Origin of the sequence: Pseudomonas sp. 21615526, from assembly GCF_013386245.1 — a bacterium.
In the GTDB taxonomy this organism is placed as follows: Bacteria; Pseudomonadota; Gammaproteobacteria; order Pseudomonadales; family Pseudomonadaceae; genus Aquipseudomonas.
Genome location: NZ_JACAOM010000089.1, coordinates 16505 through 41834, shown reverse-complemented (window position 1 = coordinate 41834; position 25330 = coordinate 16505). Strand labels below are relative to the sequence as shown.

Genomic DNA, 25330 nt, shown 5'->3' with positions numbered 1-25330 from the left:
ACCCCGGCCGGGGTTGAACAGATGACGGTGTGACCGTCAGGAAGACTGGAAAGTCCGACGCTGGCGCAGCCATTCAAGGTCTTCCGGGCGCGTGACCTTGAGGTTGTCGGAACGGCCTTCGATCAGGCGAGGCGCATGCCCGGCCCATTCCATGGCCGAGGCTTCGTCGGTGATGACCACGTCCGAGACCAGGCTGTCGGCCAAGGCCCGGTGCAGCGCGCCAAGGTGGAACATCTGCGGGGTGTAGGCCTGCCAGATCGGCGTGCGATCAACCGTTTCCAACACGCGCCCGTGCTTGTCGGCGCGCTTGAGGGTGTCCCGCGCCGGCACGGCCAGCAGCCCACCCACGCTGTCGTCGGCCAGTTCAAAGAGCAACTTGTCCAGGTCATCGCGGCTGAGGTTCGGCCGGGCGGCGTCATGCACCAGCACCCAATCGTCATCGCTGGCGCCCTGGCCGTGCAGGTAAAGCAAGGCATTGAGCACCGAACCCGAGCGTTCTTCGCCGCCGTCAACGCGCACAATGCGTGGGTCGGTGGCGCAAGCCAGGGTCGGCCAGTAAGGGTCATCCATCGCAACGCTGACCACCAGCCCCTTGAGGCCCGGGTGATCGAGGAAACAGCCAAGGCTGTGTTCGAGAATAGTGCGCCCACCCAATTGCAAGTACTGCTTGGGACGGTCCGCGGCCATACGGGCACCCACGCCCGCGGCAGGAATCACGGCCCAGAAGGCCGGTGACGAAATGCTCATTGGGCCAACTGGTAGAGGGTTTCGCCCTCCTTGACCATGCCCAACTCATGGCGAGCCCGCTCTTCAACGGTCTCCATGCCTTTTTTCAATTCAAGTACTTCGGCATCGAGCACGCGATTGCGCTCCAGCAACACCTCGTTTTCGGCGTGCTGTGCGGCAATTTGCTGGGTCAGTTCGGTGACCTGCGCCAAGCTGCCATTCCCCACCCAAAGGCGGTACTGCAGGCCAGCCAGCAGCAAGAGCAAGACGAGGAACAACCAATTGGGACTGCGCATCGAATATCGGGTATCCAGTGAAAAAAGACAGCCATGCAAAACTTTTGCAGCAACTGATAGCACGAAGCCTGGAAAAACCAGGCTTGTGCTTGTTAGTCATGAGATTAGCGCCGAAATTCACGCTGCCGTGATTTTTCCGACGTAATCCGCTGACCTTTTACCATTTAACAATCAGCCGCGAAACTCGCTGCGACCGTTGTACTTGGCTTTGCCGCCCAGTTGCTCTTCGATACGCAGCAATTGGTTGTACTTGGAAACGCGATCGGAACGGCACAGGGAACCGGTCTTGATCTGCCCAGCCGAAGTGCCCACGGCCAGGTCGGCAATGGTCGAGTCTTCGGTTTCGCCGGAGCGGTGGGAGATCACGGCGGTGTAGCCCGCAGCCTTGGCCATCTGGATGGCTTCCAGGGTTTCGGTCAGGGTGCCGATCTGGTTGAACTTGATCAGGATCGAGTTGGCGATCTTTTTGTCGATGCCTTCTTTCAGGATCTTGGTGTTGGTCACGAACAGGTCGTCGCCCACCAGCTGGATCTTCTCGCCGATCTTGTCGGTCAACACTTTCCAGCCAGCCCAGTCGGACTCGTCCAGGCCGTCTTCGATCGAGATGATCGGGTAGCGCTCGGTCAGGCCCTTGAGGTAGTCAGCAAAACCTTCCGAGGTGAAGACGTGGCCTTCGCCGGACAGGTTGTACTTGCCGTCTTCGTAGAATTCGCTGGCCGCGCAGTCCAGGGCCAGGGTCACGTCGGTGCCCAGCTTGTAGCCAGCGTTGGCCACGGCTTCGGAGATCACTTTCAGTGCGTCTTCGTTGGACGCCAGGTTCGGCGCGAAACCACCTTCGTCACCCACTGCAGTGCTCAGGCCACGGGCCTTCAGCACAGCCTTGAGGTGATGGAAAATCTCGGTGCCCATGCGCAGGCCTTCGGAGAAGGTCTTGGCGCCAACCGGCTGCACCATGAATTCCTGGATGTCGACGTTGTTATCAGCGTGCTCGCCACCGTTGATGATGTTCATCATCGGAACCGGCATCGAGTAGACACCCGGAGTGCCGTTCAGGTTGGCGATGTGGGCGTACAGCGGCAGGTCCTGGTCCTGTGCAGCGGCCTTGGCAGCGGCCAGGGACACGGCGAGGATGGCGTTGGCGCCCAGGCTGCCTTTGTTTTCGGTACCGTCAAGCTTGATCATCGCGTGATCGAGGGCTTTCTGGTCAAGTGGATCCTTGCCCAGCAGCAGGTCGCGGATCGGGCCATTGATGTTGGCCACCGCCTTGAGTACACCCTTGCCCAGGTAACGGCTCTTGTCGCCATCACGCAGTTCCAGTGCTTCGCGGGAACCTGTGGAAGCACCGGACGGCGCGCAGGCGCTGCCGATGATGCCGTTATCGAGAAGCACGTCGGCTTCGACGGTAGGGTTGCCACGGGAGTCGAGAACTTCACGACCTTTGATGTCGACGATTTTTGCCATTGTTGTAAACACTCCAAAGTTGACGAAAACGACGCAGCTGAAGGAAATCTTTTGACCGACCGCAAGGGTGGAACAACGGGCAGGCTTGCAGGCGACAAGGCTCAGGCCTGCGGGCCTGAGCGTAAAGCGAGGGAAAGTCTACCGGAGAAATGGCGCTTACGCGGTCTCTACCGTCGGAAAACTCTTGACCAGGTCGTCCAACTGCTTCAACTGGGCCAGGAATGGCTCCAGCTTGTCCAGGCGCAGGGCGCATGGGCCGTCGCACTTGGCGTTGTCCGGGTCCGGGTGGGCTTCCAGGAACAAACCTGCCAGGGACTGGCTGATGCCGGCCTTGGCCAGGTCCAGTACCTGGGCACGGCGCCCGCCAGCGGAATCGGCGCGACCACCGGGCATTTGCAGCGCGTGGGTCACGTCGAAGAACACTGGGTATTCGAACTGTTTCATGATGCCGAAACCGAGCATGTCCACCACGAGGTTGTTGTAGCCGAAGCTCGAACCACGCTCGCAGAGGATCAACTGGTCGTTACCCGCTTCCACGCACTTGTTCAGGATATGTTTCATTTCCTGAGGCGCGAGGAACTGGGCTTTCTTGATATTGATCACAGCGCCGGTCTTGGCCATCGCGACCACGAGGTCGGTCTGGCGCGACAGGAAGGCCGGCAACTGGATGATGTCGCACACCTCGGCAACCACGGCAGCCTGCTCAGGCTCGTGGACGTCGGTGATGATCGGCACGCCGAAGGCTTGCTTGATGTCCTGGAAGATCCGCATGCCTTCTTCAAGGCCCGGGCCGCGGTAGGAGGTCACGGACGAACGGTTGGCCTTGTCGAAGCTGGCCTTGAATACGTAGGGGATACCGAGTTTCTCGGTCACCTTCACGTACTCTTCACAGACCTGCATCGCCATGTCGCGGCTTTCCAGCACGTTCATGCCGCCGAACAGCACCATGGGCTTGTCGTTGGCAATCTCGATGTCGCCTACGCGAATGATCTTCTGGGCCATCAGGTTTACGCCTTCTTCTGATGTTGCGTCAGTGCTGCTTTAACGAAGCCGCTGAACAACGGGTGACCGTCGCGCGGGGTCGAGGTGAACTCCGGGTGGAACTGGCAAGCCACGAACCATGGATGATCCGGTGCTTCAACCACTTCAACCAGCGCGCCATCACCGGAACGACCGGAGATTTTCAGGCCGGCTTCCATGATTTTCGGCAGCAGGTTGTTGTTCACTTCGTAGCGGTGACGGTGACGCTCGACAATCACGTCCTTGCCGTAGCAATCGTGAACCAGGGACCCCGGCTCCAGCAGGCAATCCTGCGCGCCGAGGCGCATGGTGCCGCCCAGGTCGGAGGCTTCGGTACGGGTTTCGACAGCGCCGGTGGCATCTTCCCACTCGGTGATCAGGCCCACGACCGGATGGCCGCTGGTGCGATCGAACTCGGTGGAGTTGGCGTCTTTCCAGCCCATCACGTTACGGGCGAACTCGATGACCGCCACTTGCATGCCCAGGCAGATACCCAGGTACGGCACCTTGTTCTCACGAGCGTACTGGACGGCAGTGATCTTGCCTTCCACGCCACGCAGACCGAAGCCGCCCGGAACCAGGATGGCATCAACGCCTTCCAGCAGCGCGGTGCCCTGGTTCTCGATGTCTTCGGAGTCGATGTAGCGCAGGTTGACCTTGGTACGGTTGCTGATGCCCGCGTGGCTCATCGCTTCGATCAGCGACTTGTAGGCGTCCAGCAGCTCCATGTACTTGCCGACCATGGCGATGGTGACTTCATGCTCAGGGTTGAGCTTGGCGTCGACCACGGCTTCCCACTCGGACAGATCGGCGCCGCCACATTGCAGGCCGAAGCGCTCGACGACAAAATCATCCAGGCCCTGGGAATGCAGGATGCCCGGGATCTTGTAGATGGTGTCGGCATCTTCCAGGGCGATTACCGCACGTTCTTCAACGTTGGTGAACTGGGCGATCTTGCGACGGGACGCGATGTCGATCGCGTGGTCGGAGCGGCACACCAGCACGTCCGGCTGCAGGCCGATGGAACGCAGTTCCTTGACCGAGTGCTGGGTAGGCTTGGTTTTGGTTTCGCCGGCGGTGGCGATGTACGGCACCAGCGTCAGGTGCATCAGCATCGCGCGCTTGGCGCCGACTTCGAAACGCAACTGGCGGATGGCTTCGAGGAACGGTTGGGATTCGATGTCACCCACGGTGCCACCGATCTCGACCATCGCCACGTCGGCATCGCCTGCACCCTTGATGATGCGGCGCTTGATTTCGTCGGTGATGTGCGGGATCACCTGGATGGTTGCACCCAGGTAGTCACCACGGCGCTCCTTGCGCAGCACGTGCTCGTAGACACGGCCGGTGGTGAAGTTGTTGTTCTGGGTCATGGTCGTGCGGATGAACCGCTCGTAGTGGCCCAGGTCCAGGTCGGTCTCGGCGCCGTCGTGGGTGACGAACACTTCACCGTGCTGGAACGGGCTCATGGTGCCCGGGTCAACGTTGATGTACGGGTCCAGCTTGAGCATGGTGACCTTAAGTCCCCGCGCCTCCAGGATGGCCGCCAATGAAGCGGAGGCAATGCCTTTCCCCAATGAAGAAACAACACCGCCCGTGACGAATATGTAGCGCGTCATGAAAAACCCTAGAAGTCTGCGTTAAAGCGGTCCGAGCCGCCGGGGAAAGCGAAGGAAGGCCGAAGCCCCCGATCACCTGCATTAATCACAGTGCACCTTTCAAAAAAACCGCCGCGTTGTGACAGACCAGCAATGAAACACCGGTACGTTGATCGCTACACATTTTTTGGAATCGCCCAGCAAAGACTGCTTGGTAATCGGCAACTGCTGCGATTCAGGCGAATCCACAGAAGTTGTATCAAGAAGGGAGCGTAGTCTACCGGAAAGGCTCTATCAGCTCAAACCTTGATCGCAGGTTGGTGGCATCCAATGTAATTGCCAGCCGGTACCGCCACCCGCCGCAAGCCCCGGCAGGTTGGCCACAGCCAGCAATTGCTGGCCCTGATACAGCAGCGGCAATCTGCCACGGATGAAGCCTGGCACCGCACTTTCGTTAAGCAAGCGCTTCAGGTCGCGCCGGCCCCGGCCTGGCAATTCCATGATTTCACCGCCCTGGCGATAACGGATGCTCAGGGGGCCTTCGGGTGCACTGCCGCTGAAGCGCACTTGGCCGTTACCGGGTAACTGTAGTGGGTTTTGCGGGTGCGGCCAGCTCACCGATGCGTCAGAAAATTCCGACCAACTGGCAGGTAACCACCAGATAAGTCCACCACAACGGTGCAATTGACCGTCGGCCAGGCGCCACAGTGGCTGTGCATCGTGTTTGGCGTCGCGCAAGGTCGCCCAGCCGGTCCAGTGGTCACTGTCGGGCAAGCGTGTCAGCGGTATCAGCCAGTGCCTAAGTGCGTTGCGCTGGCGGGCCTCGGAGAGCGCGGCAAGCGGTTCAAGGGTCAGCGAAGGCAATGCCAGCCAGGGAAACACCGGGTGCTGGCTGGCGGCCAGCAGGTCCATCTGCGCCAGTTCGTCGAGCAAGCCCTGGGCTTCGCTCAAGTGTTCAGCGCTGCGGGCCATGGTGCTGACGGCCTGGGGCCAACGTTCGGTCAACTGCGGGAAAACATGGTGGCGCAGGTAATTGCGGGAGAAACGCGGATCAGCGTTCGACGGGTCTTCGATCCAGGTCAATTGATGTTCACGGGCGTAGGCTTCAAGCTCGGCGCGAGACACATCCAGCAAGGGTCGCACCAGATAGCCATCTGCCAAAGGGCGCTGCGCGGGCATTGCCGCCAGGCCACGCACGCCAGCCCCACGCAACAGCCGAAACAGTAAGGTTTCTGCCTGATCGTCACGGTGCTGGCCCGTGACCAGCAACTCCCCTGCCCCGGTGACCTCGGCAAACGCCTGATACCGCGCGTCACGGGCCGCGCGCTCCAGGCTTGCACCTTGTTGCACTTGCACGCGGATCACCCGCAAAGGCACGCACAAGGCGTCGCACACGGACTGGCAATGGGCCGGCCACGCATCCGCCGCAGCTTGCAGCCCATGATGAACATGGATAGCGCTGAGTGGCGGGAGCTTGTCGATTTTGGCCAGCGTGGCCAGGAGGTGCAGCAGGACGGTGGAGTCGAGGCCGCCGGAGAAGGCGATGTGCCAGGCCGGGGCGTTGCGCCAGGGCGCGACGGCTTGCAGGAGCTTGGCGGTTAACGTGGGCTTCATAGCAAAGTACGCCATCAATCTGGAATGCGATAACCCAGCATACACAAAGCAAATGTGGGAGCGGGCTTGCTCGCGAATGCAGTGTGTCAGTCGCCAACTATATTGACTGAATCACCGCCTTCGCGAGCAAGCCCGCTCCCACACAAGCCAGCTCCCACATTTAGTAACGCGTCGGCTTAGAGACCGTAGCTCATCAGGCGCTCGTAACGACGGGCCAGCAGCGCCTCGTTGTCGAACTTCTTGAGCATCGCCAGCTGCGAGCTGAGTTCGGCACGAATGGTCGCGGCAGCGGCAGCCGGGTCACGGTGGGCGCCGCCCAATGGCTCGGCGATCACCTTGTCCACGATACCCAGGCCTTTCAGGCGATCGGCAGTGATGCCCATGGCTTCCGCGGCATCCGGTGCCTTCTCGGCGGTTTTCCACAGGATCGAGGCGCAACCTTCCGGCGAGATCACCGCGTAGGTGGAATATTGCAGCATGTTCAGCTGGTCGCAGACGCCAATCGCCAATGCGCCGCCGGAACCGCCTTCGCCGATCACGGTAGCGATGATTGGCGTCTTCAGGCGCGCCATCACCCGCAGGTTCCACGCAATCGCTTCGCTCTGGTTGCGCTCTTCAGCGTCGATACCCGGGTAGGCGCCCGGGGTGTCGATGAAGGTCAGGATCGGCATCTTGAAGCGCTCGGCCATTTCCATCAGACGACACGCCTTGCGGTAGCCTTCAGGGCGCGGCATGCCGAAGTTGCGGCGGACTTTCTCGCGCACTTCACGGCCTTTCTGGTGACCGATGACCATCACTGGCTGGTCGTCCAGGCGAGCGATACCGCCCACGATGGCGGCGTCGTCGGAGAAGTGACGGTCGCCGTGCAGCTCATCGAACTCGGTAAAGATATGGTCGATGTAGTCCAGGGTGTACGGACGGCGCGGGTGGCGGGCCAGGCGCGCGATCTGCCAGCTGGTCAGCTTGCCGAAGATGTCTTCGGTAAGCGTGCTGCTCTTGTCTTGCAGGCGAGCGATTTCATCGCCGATATTCAGCGAATTGTCATTGCCGACCAGGCGCAGCTCTTCGATCTTGGCTTGCAGGTCAGCGATCGGCTGTTCGAAATCAAGAAAATTCGGGTTCATAAGCGTCCGTCTTGGGTCGACGGCCAAGGAGTGCCTGGCCAGCCGGTTGTCTATTCGCGCCCTACCTTAAGGGAGAGGCGCGGTTAGGTCGAGATTAAATGTTCGGTCGAGATCAGGCGATCTTCGTACTGCCTGACCGTCAACGGTATTGGAGGAAGACGTTGTCACGCCCGAACTGGTCACGCAATGCTTGAATCAAGCCATCGGCGGGGTCAATTCGCCACGTCTCACCAAACTGCAACATCGCCTTGGCGTCGTTGCCGGTGTACTCCATGGTCACCGGGCAGGCGCCACGGTGGCGTTTAAGCAAGTCACCCAACCAGCGTAGCTGATCGCCCTTGAGCGCATCGGTCCTGACCTTCAGGCGCAGGCTTTCGGCCAGGTTGGTGCGAGCATCTTCCATGCTCATCACGCGCTTGATCCGCAGGCGCAGGCCGCCGGAGAAGTCGTCGTTGCTGACCTCCCCTTCCACCACCACCATCGCGTCGGTCTGCAACAGCGACTGGGCGGAATGGAATGCATCGGCAAACAGCGAGGCTTCGATCCGGCCCGAGCGGTCGTCGAGGGTGATGAAACCCATCTTGTCGCCCTTTTTATTCTTCATCACCCGCAGCGCGATGATCATGCCTGCGACGGTCTGGGTATCCCGCGCCGGCTTCAGGTCGATGATGCGCTGGCGGGCGAAACGCCGGATTTCACCTTCATATTCGTCAATCGGGTGACCGGTGAGGTACAGGCCCAGGGTGTCTTTCTCACCCTTGAGGCGTTCCTTGAGGGTCAGCTCCTTGGCCTTGCGATGGTTGGCGTAGACGTCGGCATCTTCTTCGACGAACAGCCCGCCAAACAGGTCGGCGTGGCCGCTGTCGTGGGTGCGTGCGGTCTGCTCGGCGGCCTTGATCGCTTCTTCCATGGCGGTCAGCAATACCGCGCGGTTGCGGTCGATATTGGCCTGGTACGCCTTCGGCTCGTCATGGAAGTACGGGCCCAGGCGATCCAGGGCGCCGCTGCGGATCAAGCCATCCAGAGTACGTTTGTTGATGCGCTTGAGGTCGACCCGGGCGCAGAAATCGAACAGGTCCTTGAACGGCCCGTCCTGACGCGCTTCGGTAATCGCCTCCACCGGGCCTTCGCCCACGCCCTTGATCGCGCCGAGGCCATAGATGATGCGGCCTTCGTCGTTCACCGTGAACTTGAACTCGGAAGTGTTCACGTCCGGCGCGTCGAGGCGCAGCTTCATGGTGCGCACTTCCTCGATCAAGGTCACGACCTTGTCGGTGTTGTGCATATCCGCAGACAGTACCGCCGCCATGAACGGCGCCGGGTAGTGAGCCTTCAGCCACGCAGTCTGGTAAGACACCAGGCCATAGGCGGCAGAGTGGGATTTGTTGAAGCCGTAACCGGCGAACTTTTCCACCAGGTCGAAGATGTTACCGGCCAGGTCGGCATCGATGTTGTTGGTGGCGCAACCTTCAATGAAGCCACCGCGCTGCTTGGCCATTTCCTCGGGCTTTTTCTTACCCATGGCTCGACGCAGCATGTCCGCGCCGCCGAGGGTATAGCCGGCCATGACCTGGGCAATCTGCATCACCTGTTCTTGATACAGGATGATGCCGTAGGTCGGTGCCAGTACCGGCTTGAGGCCTTCGTACTGGTAGTCGGAGTGCGGGTAAGCCAGCTCGGCACGCCCGTGCTTACGATTGATGAAGTCATCCACCATGCCTGACTGCAGCGGGCCCGGACGGAACAGGGCCACCAGTGCGATCAAGTCTTCCAGGCAGTCGGGCTTGAGCTTTTTGATCAGCTCTTTCATGCCGCGGGATTCAAGCTGGAACACGGCCGTGGTTTCGGCTTTTTGCAGCAGGCTGTAGGTCGGCTTGTCATCCAGCGGGATAAACGCGATATCCAGCGGTGGCTCATTGACCTTGGCGCGGTCGCGGTTGATGGTCTTCAGCGCCCAGTCGATGATCGTCAGGGTACGCAGGCCGAGGAAGTCGAACTTCACCAGGCCGGCCGCCTCCACGTCGTCCTTGTCGAACTGGGTTACCAGGCCGTCGCCTTCTTCGTCGCAATAGATCGGCGAAAAGTCGGTCAGCTTGGTAGGCGCGATTACTACACCACCGGCGTGTTTACCGACGTTACGCACCACGCCTTCGAGCTTGCGCGCCATGTCCCAGATTTCAGCCGCTTCTTCATCGACCTTGATGAAGTCCCGCAGGATTTCTTCCTGCTCGTAGGCTTTTTCCAGGGTCATGCCGACTTCAAACGGAATCATCTTCGACAGGCGGTCAGCCAGGCCGTAGGACTTGCCCTGTACCCGGGCCACGTCGCGAATTACCGCTTTCGCCGCCATGGAACCGAAGGTGATGATCTGGCTTACTGCGTTGCGTCCGTATTTCTCGGCCACGTACTCAATAACCCGGTCGCGACCATCCATGCAGAAGTCGACGTCGAAGTCGGGCATCGATACCCGTTCCGGGTTAAGGAAACGTTCGAACAGCAGGTCGTATTCCAGCGGGTCGAGGTCGGTGATCTTCTGCACATAGGCCACCAGCGACCCAGCACCCGATCCACGGCCAGGCCCCACCGGCACGCCGTTGCTTTTGGCCCACTGGATAAAGTCCATTACGATCAGGAAGTAACCGGGGAACCCCATCTGGATAATGATATCCAGCTCGAAATTCAGGCGGTCGACGTAGACCTGGCGCTTGGCTTCATAATCTTCAGTGGTGTCCTTGGGCAGCAGGACGCTCAGGCGTTCCTCCAAACCGTCGAACGAGACCTTGCGGAAATACTCGTCGATGGTCATGCCATCGGGAATCGGGAAGTTGGGCAGGAAGTGCTTGCCCAGCTTCACTTCAATATTGCAGCGCTTGGCAATTTCGACGGAGTTTTCCAGGGCCTCGGGCAGGTCACTGAACAGCTCGGCCATTTCATCGGCGCTTTTGAGGTACTGCTCTTCGCTGTAGTTTTTCGAGCGGCGCGGATCGTCCAGCGCCCGGCCTTCGCCGATGCATACGCGGGTTTCGTGGGCCTCGAAGTCTTCCTTCTTGATAAAGCGCACATCGTTGGTCGCCACCAGCGGCGCGCCAAGCTTTTCAGCCAGGGCCACAGCGGCGTGCAACTGCTCTTCATCGTTGGGGCGGTTGGTGCGCTGGATTTCCAGGTAGAAACGGTTGGGGAACACCTCCATCCACTCACGGGCGAGCACTTCAGCCTCATGAGGATTGCCGCCCAACAGCGCGATACCGATTTCACCCTCTTTGGCCGCCGAGAGCATGATCAGCCCTTCGCTGGCTTCGGCCACCCACTCGCGCTCGATGATGATCGAGCCATTGCGCTGGCCATCGATAAAGCCACGGGAAATCAGTTCGGTGAGGTTGCGATAACCCACGCCGTTCATCGCCAACAGGCTGATGCGGCTCAGTGGGTTATCCGGGTCCTTGTTCGACAGCCACAGGTCGGCACCGCAGATCGGCTTGATGCCGGCGCCCATGGCGGCCTTGTAGAACTTGACCAGGGAACACATGTTGTTCTGGTCGGTCACCGCCACGGCAGGCATGTTCATGCCCACTAGGGTTTTGACCAGGGGTTTGATCCGTACCAGGCCGTCGACCAGGGAGTATTCAGTGTGCAGGCGCAGGTGAACGAATGAAGCCGGCATAGTGATCCTGTACAAAACGTGGAGACAACAAGGCCCGGATTGTACCGGGCCTTGGCAAAAACATCAGCCTTGCTGCTAAACCTCGATCAGGCTTTCCCGAGCCTCGAAAGCCTGGCGAACCGGGGCAAACGAGCGGCGGTGGATCGGGGTCGGGCCCAGGCGAGCCAAAGCTTCCAGATGAACGGGCGTTGGATAGCCTTTGTGCCCGCCGATGCCGTAGCCGGGATAGATCAATTCGAAAGCCGCCATTTCACGGTCACGGCTGACCTTGGCCAGGATCGATGCAGCGGCAATCGCCGGCACTTTGCTATCACCCTTGACCACCGCTTCTGCGGGCATCGTCAGCTTCGGGCAGCGGTTGCCGTCGATCATCGCCATTTTTGGCGTGATATGCAGGCCTTCAATGGCGCGCTGCATGGCCAGCATGGTGGCGTGCAGGATGTTCAGTTTGTCGATCTCTTCGACTTCAGCGCGGGCGATGTGCCAACTCAGGGCTTTCTCGCAGATCTCGTCGTAGAGTTTTTCGCGACGGGCTTCGGTGAGTTTCTTCGAATCGTTGAGGCCAAGGATCGGACGGTTTGGATCGAGAATCACCGCGGCGGTGACGACTGCGCCGCACAGCGGGCCGCGTCCGACTTCGTCAACACCGGCAACCAGGTCAAGGGCATCGGCGACCAGGCTGAAATCCAGGCCCATTTGCGTCTTCATAGGGCTTCCTGCTTATGACCGATCAACGTCAGCACGGCATCCGCCGCCTGGTTCGACGCATCACGGCGCAAGGTGCGGTGAATTTCGTCGAAACCACGGGTCTGCTCTTCGCCACCGTCGATCAACGGGAAAAGGGTTTGCGCCAGGGCTTCAGGCGTCGCATCGTCCTGCAACAACTCGGGCACCAACAGACGCTGGGCCAGCAAATTCGGCAGGGAGATGTAGGGGCTTTTGACCATACGCTTGAGAATCCAGTAGGTCAGCGGCGCCAGGCGATAGGCCACAACCATCGGGCGCTTGTAGAGCAAGGCCTCCAGGGTCGCAGTGCCGGAGGCGATCAGCACCGCATCGCACGCCGCCAGTGCCAGGTGCGAGCCGCCGTCGAGCAGGGTCAACGGCAAGTTGCGCCCTACCAGCAATTCTTCAATTTGTGCACGGCGCTGAGGACTGGCGCATGGCAATACGAAGCGCACACCCGGCTTCAGCGCCTGCAGGCGTTCGGCTGCATCAAAAAACAGCGCGCCGAGACGACCGACTTCGCCGCCACGGCTCCCCGGCATCAAGGCCACCAGCGGACCTTCGGGCAAACCCAGTTCGGCACGCGCGGCAGCACGGTCGGCCTGCAGAGGAATGGTATCGGCCAGGGTGTGCCCGACAAACCGCACCGGCACGCCCTTCTCTTCGTAGAACCTGGCCTCGAAGGGCAGCAGGGTCAGCATCAGGTCGCAGCCTTCGCGAATCTTGAGCACGCGCTTTTGCCGCCACGCCCACACGGACGGGCTGACGTAATGCACGGTCTTGATCCCGGCCTGACGCAATTTGAGTTCGATATTGAGGGTGAAGTCCGGCGCGTCGATTCCGATAAAGACGTCGGGCTTTTCTTCGATCAGGGTCTGGATCAGCTTTTTGCGACGGGCCAGCAGCTCGCGCAAACGGCCCAGCACCTCCACCAGCCCCATGACCGACAAGCGTTCCATAGGGAAGTAGGACGTCAGGCCTTCAGCCTGCATCAACGGACCGCCGACACCGATGAATTCAACCGCCGGATGCTGGAGCTTGAGGGCCCGCATCAGGCCTGCACCGAGAATATCGCCGGAAGCTTCTCCGGCCACCAACGCTATACGCAGCCTGGCCATGATCAGCGGGTGATGCCGCGAGTCGACGACTGGATAGAGTCACGGAATATCGCGACTTCCGGAAACAATGCGGCTGGCTCCGTCAGTTCGATCAAGGCCTGGTCGACCGTCAGCCCCTGGCGGTAAACCACCTTGTAGGCGCGGCGCAGGGCGTGGATCGCGTCTTCGCTGAAGCCCCGACGGCGCATGCCTTCGAAGTTCATGCTGCGGGCCTCGGCCGGGTTGCCGAATACGGTGACGAACGCCGGAACGTCCTTGCCGATGGCGGTACCCATGCCGGAAAAGCTGTGGGCGCCGATATGGCAGTACTGATGCACCAGGGTAAAGCCGGACAGGATCGCCCAATCGTCAACGTGCACATGGCCGGCCAACGCAGTGTTGTTGACCAGGATGCAATGGTTGCCGATTACGCTGTCATGACCGATATGCGCATAAGCCATCACCAGGTTGTGGTCACCCAGGGTGGTCTCGGCACGGTCCTGGACAGTACCGCGGTGAATGGTCACGCCTTCACGGATGATGTTGTGATCACCGATTACCAGACGTGTTTCTTCACCCTTGTACTTCATGTCCGGGGTGTCTTCGCCTATCGATGAGAACTGATAGATACGATTGTGTTTGCCAATCCTCGTCGGGCCTTTGAGGATCACATGCGGCCCGATGACTGTCCCCTCGCCGATTTCCACACCTGCGCCGACGATCGACCAAGGGCCGACCTCAACGTCGGCGGCCAGTACGGCCGTCGGATCGATGATTGCGCGAGGGTCAATCAAACTCATAGTTTGCGTTCCGCACAGATGATTTCAGCCGAGCACACCGGCTTGCCGTCGACCGAGGCCTGGCATTCGAACTTCCAGATCTGGCGCTTGCAGCTGATGAACTTGGCTTCAAGGATCAACTGGTCACCCGGAGTTACCGGGTTGCGGAAGCGCAGTTTGTCAGAGCCCACGAAATAGTAGAGCGTGCCATCGGCAGGCTTCAGGTCGAGCATTTTGAAACCAAGGATACCGGCAGCCTGGGCCATCGCTTCGATGATCAATACGCCTGGCATGATGGGATGCGCAGGGAAGTGACCGTTGAAGAACGGTTCGTTGATGCTGACATTCTTGTAGGCACGAATGCGCTTTTCCTCAACATTGAGGTCCGTGACCCGGTCCACCAGCAGGAACGGGTAACGGTGAGGCAGGTATTCGCGAATCTCGTTGATGTCCATCATTTCGGGGGGAAGCCTGTAATAAAGATTGGGAGCGTGCGGACTAAGGCACGCCCCTCTAGCAAATCAAGGAGGCAGTCTAGCGGCTGTGCACACTTGATATGGAAATGGTATCAGCCATCTGATGAAGCATTACCGCCAGGGGTCACGTCCCCAACACGCTTTTCCAGATGTTTCAGGCGCCGAGCGATATCGTCGAGCTGCCTCAGACGCGCCGCGCTCTTGCGCCATTCGGCCGCAGGCTGCATGGCCGTACCGGATGAATAGGACCCAGGCTCGGTAATCGAATGGGTCACCATGGTCATGCCGGTGATGAATACGTTGTCGCACACTTCGATATGGCCCACCAGGCCAACACCCCCGGCGAGCATGCAATGCTTGCCGATCCTGGTGCTGCCGGAGATCCCCACGCAGGCGGCCATGGCGGTGTGATCGCCAATCTGCACGTTGTGGGCGATCTGAATCTGGTTATCCAGTTTCACGCCGTTACCAATGACGGTATCGGCCAGGGCCCCGCGGTCAACGGCAGTGTTGACGCCAATTTCAACGTCATCGCCAATCAACACGCCGCCCACTTGGGCAATCTTGTGCCAGACACCCTTCGAGTTGGCGAAGCCGAAGCCCTCGCCGCCAATCACGGCACCGGACTGAATCACCACACGCTCACCGATACGCACGTCGTGGTACAGGGTCACACGCGGAGCCAGCCAGCCACCGGCACCAATCTCGCTGCGCGCGCCGATAAAACACTGGGCACCCAGCGTTACACCCGCCCCGATGCGTGCACCGCTTTCAATCACCACAAAAGCACCGATGCTCGCGGCAGGGTCAACCTGAGCGTCATCGGCGATCACCGCCGTCGGATGGATACCGGCGGGGGCCTTGGGTTTCGGATCGAACAGGTGCGACACCCGGGCATACGCCAGGTACGGATCGGCAACAACCAGCGCGTCCCCGGCAAAACCTTCGGCGTCAGCGGCCTTCAGCAGCACGGCTGCGGCGCGGCTTTCGCCCAGGTATTTACGGTATTGGGGGTTTGCCAGGAAGCTCAACTGAGCTGGGCCAGCCTCCTGCAAGGTGGCTAGCCCAGTGATTTCCTTCTCCGCGGAGCCACGCAAGGTGGCTCCCAGGAACTCGGCCAATTGGCCGAGCTTGATAGTCGCAGTCATGGCTTACTTCAGCTGATTCATGCGCTCGATCACCTGACGGGTGATGTCGTACTGAGGTTTAACGTCGATGACTGCACCGCGTTCGAATACCAGGTCAAAGGCACCTTTCTTGATGACTTCTTCCACAGCGCTGTCGAGTTTCGGCTTCAGCTGCTTGAGCATTTCGCGGTCGGCAACAGCCTTGGCTTCGTTCAGTTCCTTGGACTGGAACTGGTAGTCACGGGCCTTTTGCTTGAATTCAAGCTCCAGACGCTCGCGCTCGCCTTGCTGCATCTTGTCGCCACCGGCTACCAGACGATCCTGGATGCCCTTGGCGCTGCTTTCCAGCGTCTTGAGCTTGGTCAGTTGAGGACCGAATTTCTTCTCGGCATCTACGGCATATTTCTTGGCCGCATCGGATTCCAGCAGCGCCATCTGATAGTTCAGAACGGCAATTTTCATTTCGGCAAAGGCCGGGGTCGCTACCAGGACAGTCGCCAGGAGAACCAATTGAGTCAACTTACGCACGATGCACTCCTACAGAATCCGTTGTCGTTATCTTGGGTCAGACGCTTAGAACGTCTGGCCGAGGGAGAATTGGAAAATCTGGGTTTCAGCGTTATCCGGTTTCTTGACCGGCATGGCCAGAGCAAAGCTCAATGGGCCAAGCGCGGTAACCCAGGTCACACCGACACCGACAGAGCTTGCCAGGTTGCTGAAGCTCACGTCGTTGCACTGCGTGTTGGACTTCGAGCCATTCGGGTTGGTGACCTGTTCGCACTTGGAGTCGAACACGTTACCCACATCCCAGAAGACCGAAGTACGCAGGGAACGTTGATCTTTAACGAATGGCAGCGGGAACAGGATTTCCGCACCACCCTGGATCAGCACGTTACCACCGAATGGCAGCGGGTCGTTGTCCGAGTCAGCCACGGTACCCTGGTTACCGGTTACCGCCTCGCCACGACTTGGGGTACCACGAGGACCCAGGGTGCTGTCCTTGAAACCACGAACCGAGTTGAAACCACCCGCATAGTAGTTCTCATAGAACGGCAAGCCGCTGGTCGAACCGTAACCGTCGCCGTAACCCAGCTCGGTGTGCAGGCGCATGGTGTAGTTTTCGCTCAATGGCTGGAACAACTGGCCACGGTAGTCGAGTTTGAAGAACGACAGGTCGCTGCCCGGCGTGGTGGCTTCCAGGGTCAGGCTCTGGGAATGGCCGCGGGTCGCGAGTACGCCTTTGTTCAGGGTCGATTCCGACCAGCCGGCCGAAGCCTTGAAGTTCAGGAACTGGTCGCCTTCTTTACGCACGAAGTTGAAGATCTCATCCACGGTGTACACACCGGTCTTGATCTTGTCCTGCTGCGCGGTCAGGCCGAAGGTCAGACGCGAGGTCTCACTGATCGGGTAACCAATGTTGGCACCAACACCGAAGCTGTCGATTGCATAGCTTGCAACGTCAACGTCGAGGTCTTTGTAGTCGGTTGTGCGATAAAAGGCGTTGTAGCCCAGGCTCACGCCGTCAGCAGTCCAGTAGGGGTCGACATAACCGAAGTTATAGCGGCTCTGGTATTCGCTTCGGGTCAGGCCGATGGAAACCTTGTTACCGGTACCGAGGAAGTTGTTCTGGGTGATCGAACCACCGAGGATCAGGCCGGCACTCTGGGCGAAACCGACACTGGCGGTAATCGAACCGGAGGCTTGCTCTTCTACGGCGTAGTTCACGTCAACCTGGTCATCCACACCCGGTACAGCCGGGGTTTCAACGTTGACTTCCTTAAAGAAGCCCAGGCGCTCGAGGCGAACCTTGGACTGGTCGATCAGGTAAGTCGACGCCCAGCCACCTTCCATCTGACGCATTTCGCGGCGCAGCACTTCGTCGGCAGACTTGGTGTTGCCACGGAAGTTGATGCGGTTCACGTAGGCACGCTTGCCCGGGTCTACAACGAAGGTGATGTCCACGGTGTGGTCTTCGTCGTGCGGGGTCGGTACGCCGTTGACGTTGGCGAAGGTATAGCCTTCGTTACCCAGGCGACGGGTGATCAGCTCGGAGGTGGTGGTCATCAGCTTGCGCGAGAACACCTGGTCCTTCTGCACCAGCAACAGGGACTTGACCTGGTCTTCAGGCACTTTCAAGTCGCCGCTGAGCTTGACGTCACGAACCTTGTACTTCTCGCCTTCGTTGACGTTGACAGTGATATAGACGTGCTTCTTGTCCGGGGTGATGGACACCTGGGTCGAAGCGATATCCATGTTGATATAGCCGCGGTCCAGGTAGTAGGAACGCAGGCGCTCCAGGTCACCGGAGAGTTTTTCACGGGCATACTTGTCATCGTTCTTGAAGAACGACAGCCAGTTGGTGGTCTTGAGTTCGAACAGGTCGATCAGGTCGTCATCAGCAAACTTGGTGTTACCCACCACGTTGATGTGCTGGATGGCCGCCACGGTGCCTTCGTTGATGTTGACCTTCAGGCCGACGCGGTTACGCGGTTGCGGCACCACTTCGGTCTCGACGGTAGCCGAGTAACGACCTTGGGCAACGTACTGGCGTTGCAGTTCGTTACGCACGCCTTCGAGGGTGGCACGCTGGAAGATCTCGCCTTCGGCAAGGCCGGATTGCTTGAGGCCTTTCATCAAGTCCTCAGTGGAGATCGCCTTGTTGCCTTCGATCTCGATACTGGCGACAGAAGGTCGCTCGACGACAGTGATGACGAGGACGTTACCTTCGCGACCCAGCTGGATATCTTGAAAGAACCCGGTTTTGAACAGCGCACGAGTGGATTCCACCAGGCGACGGTCATCAGCCTGTTCCCCGACGTTCAACGGCAAGGCACCAAAGACGCTACCCGCGGAAACCCGCTGGAGGCCGTTGACGCGAATATCGGAGATGGTGAAGGACTCGGCGTGAACTTCGGCGATCATCAATACGGTGAGAACCGCAGTTAGCAGCAGACGTTTCATGAAGTCCTTTCTTATTCCAACTGGCAATAAACAAACTGCCGCAAAATGCGGCAGATTCGCAATTCAGCGAAGCGTTACAGTCGTCCCAGATCGTTGACCAGGGCTAATAACATCACCCCGACCACCAAACTGATACCGATCTGTATCCCCCAACCCTGCACCCGATCCGACAAGGGGCGACCACGCGCCCACTCGACCAGATAAAACAACAGATGCCCCCCATCCAATACTGGAATGGGCAACAAATTCAGAACCCCAAGGCTAATACTCAGATAAGCCAGGAAATTCAGGAAATCTACAACGCCCGACTGGGCAGAAGCGCCCGCCACTTTAGCAATGGTTATCGGTCCACTCAAGTTTTTTACCGAGAGCTCGCCGAACAACATTTTCTTGAGGGAATCGAGGGTCAGCACACTCATGGTCCAGGTGCGTCTCGCACCCTCGCCAATCGCTGCCAACGGCCCGAAGCTGACCTCTCGAACCATCGAAGGTGGCCAATCGACACCTTTGACGCCGGCCCCCAGGTAACCCCCGGCTGCCTTGGCTTCCCCACGAACCGCCAGGGTCACAGGGACGTCGATTTGAGCACCATCGCGCTCAACTTTCAGCACAATTTTGGTATCAGGGCGTACACGCACCAGGTCGACCACCTGCTGCCAGTCACCCAGCGCCTGGCCATCGAGGGCCAGCAGGCGATCGCCGGTTTTCAGACCCGCGGCCTGGGCCGGCCCCTTCGGATCCAGCTCCGCCAGCACCGGCGGTAAGGACGGACGCCATGGGCGAATGCCCAGGGATTTGATCGGGTCAGGCTCATCGGAGCCTTTCAGCCAGTGATCCAGGGCCAGCTCGCGCGAGCTTTCGGTGGTGGAATCCTGATCGCGCACCACCAGTTTCACGATGCCGCTTTCACCCAAGCGACGCACCAACTGCAAATTGACGGCACCCCAGCCGGTGGTTGGCTCGCCATCAACTGCAACAATTTCTTGCCCGGCAGTCAGGCCGGCCTTCGCCGCCATGCTGTCGGCCTCGACGGCACCGATCACCGGACGCACCTGCTGGCTACCCAACATGGCCAGGACCCAGAAGAACACCATCGCCAACAGGAAATTCGCGATCGGGCCTGCCGCGACGATGGCGATGCGCTGACGAACGGTCTTGCGGTTGAAGGATTGATCCAACTGATCAGCCGGCACTTCGCCTTCGCGCTCGTCGAGCATCTTGACGTAGCCGCCCAATGGAATGGCCGCAATTACGAACTCGGTGCCACGACGGTCGTGCCAGCGCAGCAACGGCATGCCGAAGCCTACGGAAAAGCGCAGTACCTTGACGCCGCAACGACGCGCGACCCAGAAATGGCCGAACTCGTGGAAGGTAACCAGCACACCCAGAGCAACCAGGGTGCCGACAATCATGTAGAGCGCACTCATCTAATTTCTCCGCATTTCAATCCAGTGCCTGAAGGCTTGAACACACCCAGAGGCTAACGCGTATTGCGGCTCAACCACTGCTCGGTCAAGGCCCGGGCCTTTGCATCCGCTTCGAACACCGCGCCCAGATCATTCACCGGGACGACGGGCTCAAGGCTCAAAACGTCCTCGATGATACCCGCGATCTGCGGAAAGCGGATGCGCCGGTCCAGAAACGCCGCCACAGCCACTTCATTGGCCGCATTCAGCATCGCCGGGGCACTGTTACCCGCCTCCGCAGCTTGCCGCGCAAGACGCAGGCAAGGGAAGCGTTGCTCGTCGGGCGCTTCGAAGTCCAGACGGGCAATGGCAAACAGATCCAGCGGCGCAACACCCGAGTCAATCCGCTCAGGCCATGCCAGGGCATTGGCGATCGGCGTACGCATGTCCGGATTGCCCAGTTGGGCCAATACCGAGCCATCCACATAGTCCACCAGGGAATGAATCACACTTTGCGGGTGGATCACCACCTCGACCTGGTCCGGCCGGGCATCGAACAACCAGCAGGCCTCAATCAGCTCCAGGCCCTTGTTCATCATGCTCGCTGAATCCACCGAGATCTTGCGCCCCATGGACCAGTTCGGGTGAGCGCACGCCTGATCGGGAGAAACATGCTCCAGATCGGCCAGCGGCGTCTGCCGGAACGGACCACCGGAGGCTGTCAGCAGAATCCGGCGCACGCCGACCTGGCTCAACCCGCGGGCGAAATCACCAGGCATGCATTGGAAAATCGCGTTGTGCTCGCTGTCGAGCGGCAACAGCACGGCGCCGCTCTTGCGCACCGCCTGCATGAAGAGTGCCCCGGACATCACCAGGGCTTCTTTGTTGGCCAGCAGAATCTTCTTGCCCGCATCAACGGCCGCCAGGGTCGGGCGCAAGCCGGCAGCGCCGACAATCGCCGCAACCACGGTGTCGACCTCAGGGTCTGCCGAAACCTGGCACAACCCCTCCTCCCCCACCAATACCTGAGTCGCCAGGCCCGCAGCGCGCAAGTCATCCTGCAAACCACGTGCAACTGCCGCTTCGGGCACTACTGCGTATTGCGGCGCGTGCCGCACACACAGTGCCAGCAGTTCACTCAGGCGACTGAAACCGGTCAAGGCGAATACTTGATAACGCTCGGGATGACGGGCAATCACATCCAGGGTGCTTAGCCCCACCGAGCCGGTAGCGCCCAGCACGGTTACCTGTTGCAGGCGGCTCACGAGGCAGCCATCCATAGCAGTACGGCAAAGATCGGGATCGCGGCAGTCAGGCTGTCGATACGGTCCAGCACGCCACCGTGACCCGGCAGCAGGTTACTGCTGTCCTTGATCCCGGCCTGGCGCTTGAACATGCTTTCGGTCAGGTCACCGACCACCGAGATGAACACCACCACGGCTGCGCCCACCAGGCCCAGTAGCATTTCCTTGACGGTCCAGCCACGCACCACACCGACCACCACGGTAATCACCAGGGTCAACGCCAGGCCGCCATATACGCCTTCCCAGCTTTTGCCCGGACTGACCGCCGGCGCCAGCTTGCGCTTGCCGAAGGCACGCCCGGAGAAATAGGCGCCGATATCGGCACCCCACACCAGGACCATCACCGCCATGATCAGCCAGTTACCCAGTTGCATGTGCTTGATGTAGACCAGGCCCTGCCAGGCAGGCAACAGAATCAAAAGGCCAATCACCAGCTTGCAGGCAACACTGGACCAGTGACTGCTGGTGCCCGGATAGGTCAGCACCAGATAGGTCGCCAACGCCCACCACAACACCGCCGCACCCAGCACCCAGGGCGCCACGTCCGGCAGGATGTACATCAGGAACATCAACAACGCCATGACAGCGGCATACACCACACGAGGCAACTGCGCGGCGAAACCCGCCAGGCGCGCCCATTCCCAGGCACCCAGGGTCACAACCAGGCCGATGAACAGCGCGAAGTTCGCACCTTCAAGCAGGAAAAACCCGCACAGGGCAATAGGCAGCAGGATCAGCGCCGTGATGATTCGTTGTTTAAGCATTAAACCCGGGCTCCAGCTTCGATCTGCTCGCTCGTTTTACCGAAGCGACGCTGACGGGAAGCGAAATCGGCCAGCGCATTGCGCATGGCATCGTGTTTGAAGTCCGGCCAGAACAGGTCGGAGAAGTACAGTTCGGTATAGGCCAACTGCCACAACAGGAAGTTGCTGATGCGATGGTCGCCACCGGTACGAATGCACAGGTCCGGCAACGGCAGGTCGCCGGTCACCAGGCAGGTTTGCAAGAGTTCGGGGGTGATGTCTTCCGGGCGCAGATGGCCGGCCTGCACTTCCCGCGCCAGACGCTGCGCGGCCTGGGCAATATCCCACTGGCCGCCGTAGTTGGCTGCGATCTGCAGCACAAAACGGTTGCTGCCGGCAGTGATCGCCTCGGCTTCGCGCATGGCCGCCTGCAGCTCCGGATGAAACCGCGAACGGTCACCGATGATACGCAGGCTGATGTTGTTCTCGTTCAGGCGCTTGGCCTCGCGGCGCAGGGCCTTGAAGAACAGGTCCATCAAGGCACTGACCTCCTCGGCCGGGCGCTGCCAGTTTTCACTGGAGAACGCGAACAAGGTCAATACTTCGACCTTGGCCTCGGCGCACACCTCAATCACGGCTCGTACAGCGTCGACACCCGCCTTATGCCCGGCAACGCCCGGCATAAAGCGCTTCTTCGCCCAGCGATTATTCCCGTCCATGATGATCGCGACATGGCGCGGCACCACGGAGGGCACAGTCTGCTTGGTCTTTTCCATGAAGGCGTCCTGACCCCTTATACGGCCATCAGGTCCTTTTCTTTATCTTCCGTGGCCTTGGTGATCTGGGCCTCGGCATCTTTAGTCAGCTTGTCGATATCAGCAACGGCACGGCGCTCTTCGTCTTCGCTGATTTCCTTGTCCTTGACCAGCTTCTTCAGGTCACCCAAGGCATCACGACGGATGTTGCGCACGGCAACACGCGCGTCTTCCGCTGCACTGCGCGCCTGCTTGGTGAAGCCCTTGCGGGTTTCTTCGGTCAGGGCAGGCATGGAGATCAGCAGCAATTCGCCCAGGTTGGTCGGATTGAGGTTCAAACCGGCGCTCTGGATGGCCTTGTCGACGGCGCCGAGCATGTTGCGCTCGAAAGCAACGACTTGCAGGGTGCGCGAATCTTTTACAGTGATGTTGGCCACTTGGGTGATCGAGGTATCAGCGCCGTAGTAAGGCACCATCACGCTGCCCAGGATGCTTGGGTGGGCCTTGCCGGTACGAATCTGGCCAAACGCATGGTTCAGGGATTCCAGGGATTTTTGCATGCGCTCTTGAGCGTCTTTTTTGATTTCGTTGATCATTGTTCGATTTCCTCGATCAGAGTCCCTTCCGCGCCGCCGTGTACGATGTTCAGCAGGGCGCCGGGCTTGTTCATGTTAAATACGCGCAGCGGCATCTTGTGGTCGCGGCACAAGCAAATTGCCGTCAGGTCCATCACGCCCAGCTTGCGATCCAGTACTTCATCATAAGTCAGATGATCGAACTTCTCGGCATGCGGGTCTTTGAATGGGTCTGCAGTGTAGACACCGTCAACCTTGGTGGCCTTGAGCACCACGTCCGCGTTGATCTCGATACCACGCAGGCAAGCTGCCGAATCGGTGGTAAAGAATGGGTTGCCGGTACCGGCCGCAAAAATCACGACTTCCTTGGCATCCAGGTGACGCATGGCCTTGCGACGATCATAGTGATCCGTTACGCCAACCATGGAAATAGCCGACATCACGATCGCGGTGATATTGGCGCGTTCCAGCGCATCACGCATGGCCAGGGCGTTCATCACAGTGGCCAGCATGCCCATGTGGTCGCCTGTCACCCGATCCATGCCGGCAGCGCTGAGTGCCGCGCCACGGAACAGGTTGCCGCCGCCGATCACCAGACCGACCTGGACACCGATACCGACCAACTGGCCGACTTCCAGCGCCATGCGATCGAGTACTTTGGGATCGATCCCAAACTCTTCCGAGCCCATCAGGGCCTCGCCGCTAAGCTTGAGTAGAATGCGTTTATAGCGAGCCTGATGACCACTGCCCTGCTGAGCCATTGCGAATCTCTCCTGCGGCGTATTTTTTGAAAATTCTTGGCAAGCCGTTTACGGCCTGCGTTCACTCTAGCTTGACGCTGTCACAGCGCCATCGGAACACGGCTTTGTAAGCCAGTTCCAAAGGGAAACCAATAAAAATCGATCACCCCATTTGAAAAGAGGCTGCGCGCGTAAGCGGGCAGCCTCTTTTGGGCGACAGTTAAAAACTGTCTTACTTCTTGGTGGCAGCCAGCTGGGCAGCAACTTCTTCAGCGAAGTTGTCGACCGGCTTCTCGATGCCGTCGCCTACTTTGTAGTAGGTGAAGGAAACGATTTCAGCACCGGCTTTCTTGGCCAGTTCGCCAACCTTGATTTCAGGGTTCTTGACGAACGCCTGCTCAACCAGGGAAGCCTCAGCCAGGAACTTGCTGATACGACCCTTGACCATGTTTTCAACGATGTTTTCAGGCTTGCCTTTGATTTTCTCTTCGTTCAGCTGCAGGAACACGGCTTTCTCGCGTTCGATGGCTTCAGCAGAAACTTCCGATGGCAGCAGGAATTCAGGGTTGCTGGCCGCTACGTGCATAGCGATGTCTTTGGCCAGTTCAACGTTGCCGCCTTTCAGGGCAACCACAACACCGATCTTGTTGCCGTGCAGGTAAGCACCGACAACGTCACCTTCAACGCGGGTCAGGCGACGAATGTTAACGTTCTCGCCTACTTTACCCACCAGAACCAGACGATCAGCTTCTTGAGCTTCGATCAGCGGAGCCGCGTCGGTCAGCTTGTCAGCGAATGCTTTTTCAACGCTGGCAGCGACGAAGTTCTTGAAGTCGTCTTGCAGGGCCAGGAAGTCGGTCTGCGAGTTAACTTCCAGGATAACGGCCGATTTGCCGTCTTCCTTGATTGCGATGGCGCCTTCAGCAGCGACGTTGCCTGCTTTCTTGGCAGCCTTGATGGCGCCCGAAGCACGCATGTCATCAATGGCTTTTTCGATGTCGCCGCCGGCCTTGGTCAAGGCCTTTTTGCAATCCATCATGCCTTCGCCGGTACGCTCACGCAGTTCTTTAACCAACGCTGCAGTAATCTCTGCCATTTTCAAAATCCTCTTGGATAGGTTTTCAACCATTCCACCCGATTG

Annotated in this window: 22 protein-coding genes; all 22 read right to left on the bottom strand. The window is 59.5% G+C overall.

Going from position 1 to position 25330, the window contains the following annotated elements; translation table 11 throughout:
• Positions 1–36: 36 nt before the first annotated feature.
• The 22 genes from ispD to tsf all read right to left on the bottom strand — a co-directional run bounded on the left by ispD (position 37) and on the right by tsf (position 25285).
• On the bottom strand, positions 37–747 hold the full coding sequence (gene ispD / locus HX786_RS24135; protein WP_003219291.1) for a 2-C-methyl-D-erythritol 4-phosphate cytidylyltransferase: 711 nt from the start codon (positions 745–747) through the stop codon (positions 37–39).
• Complete coding sequence (gene ftsB / locus HX786_RS24130) at positions 744–1022, bottom strand: cell division protein FtsB (protein WP_003219292.1); 279 nt, start codon at positions 1020–1022, stop codon at positions 744–746. The genes ispD and ftsB overlap by 4 nt, the downstream gene beginning before the upstream one ends.
• 171 nt (positions 1023–1193) lie before the next feature.
• A complete protein-coding gene (gene eno / locus HX786_RS24125; RefSeq protein WP_003219294.1) occupies positions 1194–2483 on the bottom strand; it encodes a phosphopyruvate hydratase in 1290 nt (429 codons plus the stop codon).
• Between the two features lie 156 nt (positions 2484–2639).
• Positions 2640–3485 (bottom strand): 3-deoxy-8-phosphooctulonate synthase, encoded by an 846-nt coding sequence (gene kdsA / locus HX786_RS24120; RefSeq protein ID WP_003219295.1) that lies wholly within the window; start codon positions 3483–3485, stop codon positions 2640–2642.
• 5 nt (positions 3486–3490) lie between these two features.
• The gene (locus tag HX786_RS24115; protein WP_003219298.1) at positions 3491–5122 is read right to left on the bottom strand and encodes a CTP synthase; all 1632 of its coding nucleotides are present in this window, start codon (positions 5120–5122) and stop codon (positions 3491–3493) included.
• 273 nt (positions 5123–5395) lie between these two features.
• Positions 5396–6715, bottom strand: coding sequence for a tRNA lysidine(34) synthetase TilS (gene tilS / locus HX786_RS24110; RefSeq protein WP_178912681.1), 1320 nt, complete (start codon positions 6713–6715; stop codon positions 5396–5398).
• A gap of 176 nt (positions 6716–6891) precedes the next feature.
• Positions 6892–7839: an acetyl-CoA carboxylase carboxyltransferase subunit alpha gene (locus HX786_RS24105; protein WP_003219302.1), complete on the bottom strand. Its 948-nt coding sequence runs from the start codon at positions 7837–7839 to the stop codon at positions 6892–6894.
• A gap of 139 nt (positions 7840–7978) precedes the next feature.
• Positions 7979–11500, bottom strand: coding sequence for a DNA polymerase III subunit alpha (gene dnaE / locus HX786_RS24100; protein ID WP_178912680.1), 3522 nt, complete (start codon positions 11498–11500; stop codon positions 7979–7981).
• A gap of 75 nt (positions 11501–11575) precedes the next feature.
• Entirely contained in the window at positions 11576–12208 is a 633-nt protein-coding gene (rnhB, locus tag HX786_RS24095) for a ribonuclease HII (RefSeq protein ID WP_003219305.1), read from the bottom strand.
• Positions 12205–13344 carry a lipid-A-disaccharide synthase gene (gene lpxB, locus HX786_RS24090; RefSeq protein WP_087694922.1) on the bottom strand — a complete coding sequence of 380 codons (1140 nt, stop codon included), beginning with the start codon at positions 13342–13344 and terminating at the stop codon, positions 12205–12207. Before lpxB ends, rnhB begins: the two co-directional genes overlap by 4 nt.
• A 2-nt stretch (positions 13345–13346) precedes the next feature.
• The gene (gene lpxA, locus HX786_RS24085) at positions 13347–14123 is read right to left on the bottom strand and encodes an acyl-ACP--UDP-N-acetylglucosamine O-acyltransferase (RefSeq protein ID WP_003219308.1); all 777 of its coding nucleotides are present in this window, start codon (positions 14121–14123) and stop codon (positions 13347–13349) included.
• Positions 14120–14560, bottom strand: a complete 441-nt coding sequence (gene fabZ, locus HX786_RS24080; RefSeq protein WP_003219309.1) for a 3-hydroxyacyl-ACP dehydratase FabZ — start codon at positions 14558–14560, stop codon at positions 14120–14122. Before fabZ ends, lpxA begins: the two co-directional genes overlap by 4 nt.
• Before the next feature lie 110 nt (positions 14561–14670).
• Positions 14671–15726 carry a UDP-3-O-(3-hydroxymyristoyl)glucosamine N-acyltransferase gene (gene lpxD, locus HX786_RS24075; protein WP_102368229.1) on the bottom strand — a complete coding sequence of 352 codons (1056 nt, stop codon included), beginning with the start codon at positions 15724–15726 and terminating at the stop codon, positions 14671–14673.
• Between the two features lie 3 nt (positions 15727–15729).
• Complete coding sequence (locus tag HX786_RS24070) at positions 15730–16233, bottom strand: OmpH family outer membrane protein (RefSeq protein ID WP_003219314.1); 504 nt, start codon at positions 16231–16233, stop codon at positions 15730–15732.
• 45 nt (positions 16234–16278) lie between these two features.
• The gene (gene bamA / locus HX786_RS24065; RefSeq protein WP_178912679.1) at positions 16279–18666 is read right to left on the bottom strand and encodes an outer membrane protein assembly factor BamA; all 2388 of its coding nucleotides are present in this window, start codon (positions 18664–18666) and stop codon (positions 16279–16281) included.
• A 74-nt stretch (positions 18667–18740) separates the two neighbouring features.
• The gene (gene rseP / locus HX786_RS24060; RefSeq protein WP_178912678.1) at positions 18741–20093 is read right to left on the bottom strand and encodes a sigma E protease regulator RseP; all 1353 of its coding nucleotides are present in this window, start codon (positions 20091–20093) and stop codon (positions 18741–18743) included.
• 53 nt (positions 20094–20146) lie between these two features.
• Complete coding sequence (ispC, locus tag HX786_RS24055; protein WP_087694925.1) at positions 20147–21337, bottom strand: 1-deoxy-D-xylulose-5-phosphate reductoisomerase; 1191 nt, start codon at positions 21335–21337, stop codon at positions 20147–20149.
• A complete protein-coding gene (locus tag HX786_RS24050; protein ID WP_177020595.1) occupies positions 21334–22140 on the bottom strand; it encodes a phosphatidate cytidylyltransferase in 807 nt (268 codons plus the stop codon). The genes ispC and HX786_RS24050 overlap by 4 nt, the downstream gene beginning before the upstream one ends.
• The gene (gene uppS, locus HX786_RS24045; protein ID WP_003219323.1) at positions 22140–22895 is read right to left on the bottom strand and encodes a polyprenyl diphosphate synthase; all 756 of its coding nucleotides are present in this window, start codon (positions 22893–22895) and stop codon (positions 22140–22142) included. Before uppS ends, HX786_RS24050 begins: the two co-directional genes overlap by 1 nt.
• A gap of 17 nt (positions 22896–22912) precedes the next feature.
• Positions 22913–23470 carry a ribosome recycling factor gene (gene frr / locus HX786_RS24040; RefSeq protein ID WP_003219325.1) on the bottom strand — a complete coding sequence of 186 codons (558 nt, stop codon included), beginning with the start codon at positions 23468–23470 and terminating at the stop codon, positions 22913–22915.
• Complete coding sequence (gene pyrH / locus HX786_RS24035) at positions 23467–24210, bottom strand: UMP kinase (RefSeq protein WP_003219327.1); 744 nt, start codon at positions 24208–24210, stop codon at positions 23467–23469. The genes frr and pyrH overlap by 4 nt, the downstream gene beginning before the upstream one ends.
• A gap of 211 nt (positions 24211–24421) precedes the next feature.
• Positions 24422–25285 carry a translation elongation factor Ts gene (tsf, locus tag HX786_RS24030; RefSeq protein WP_008432237.1) on the bottom strand — a complete coding sequence of 288 codons (864 nt, stop codon included), beginning with the start codon at positions 25283–25285 and terminating at the stop codon, positions 24422–24424.
• Positions 25286–25330 lie beyond the last annotated feature (45 nt).